This is a genomic window from Brucella sp. 22210 (assembly GCF_052045675.1).
Taxonomy (GTDB): Bacteria; Pseudomonadota; Alphaproteobacteria; order Rhizobiales; family Rhizobiaceae; genus Brucella.
Window position 1 is genome coordinate 1 of sequence record NZ_JBQEPD010000143.1, and the last position, 754, is coordinate 754.

A 754-nucleotide genomic window follows, 5' to 3' on the forward strand; every position below is an offset into this window, starting at 1 on the left:
TCGCCACGCGTTACGACAAGAACCCGGACAATTTCCTTGCTGCTGTCAAACTGATCGCTGTCCGCATCTGGTGCATCAGTTTATGAGTCTACGCCCTAGCAAAACAAGACTGTTAGGAAGCTCATTCGTTTGCAAATAACCTGGTGTCAGATGAAAATGTGGGTCTGTCACCTTTGGCCCGACAGTATTGTCTGCCATGGCGGAACTCACAACTTGGCCAGCGAATACGACAGCGGTGATCAAGGCCGTTTGAACGATCTTTGACAACACTTAATGCTCCTAGATTTTTAGCTTAAGACTGCTCAGAGGCTGATGTAAATCAGTTGGGCTGAGGCTTGGCTTCGGGAAATTTCCACTCGCCGCTGACAACGGATGGGTCTGGGCGATAAAGCCTTACCGTGTAGTTCCAACCATCAACTATCGGAAGACAGTTTGGAATTTTACCATCGCAGCCACCGAACTGTGCAGTCACCGACCCGTCGGCATTTTTCTTCGAAGTAATGCTATTGAGCGAATAGGCGTCATAGTCATTCTTCTCAAAATAGCCTTTTGGATTGTAAACGCTGATCGACCAGAAAGCCTTAACCGGCACGTTCTTTGGCACATCAAGGATGTAGACTGTTTTTCCGTCGTTTTTCGCCGGCGTAAAACTTGGTGAACTGCCCCCCATTTCGACCGGACAGTCGGCATAAGCAGAAAGGCTCAAGCACAGGCTTGGGTATAGGCTTATGTCTAACGAGTATCGACATGTCGA

The 754-nt window shown here is 48.5% G+C and carries 1 protein-coding gene and 1 pseudogene; one reads left to right on the plus strand and one right to left on the minus strand.

What is annotated here, in order from left to right:
* A pseudogene (locus ACTJKP_RS27030) lies at positions 1 to 86 on the plus strand (IS5/IS1182 family transposase); the annotation flags it as partial.
* Positions 87 to 319: 233 nt separating this feature from the next.
* Here ACTJKP_RS27030 and ACTJKP_RS27035 read toward each other — a convergent pair.
* The coding region (locus ACTJKP_RS27035; protein ID WP_440632854.1) for a DUF1214 domain-containing protein at positions 320 to 754 on the minus strand (435 nt) is incomplete at its 5' end.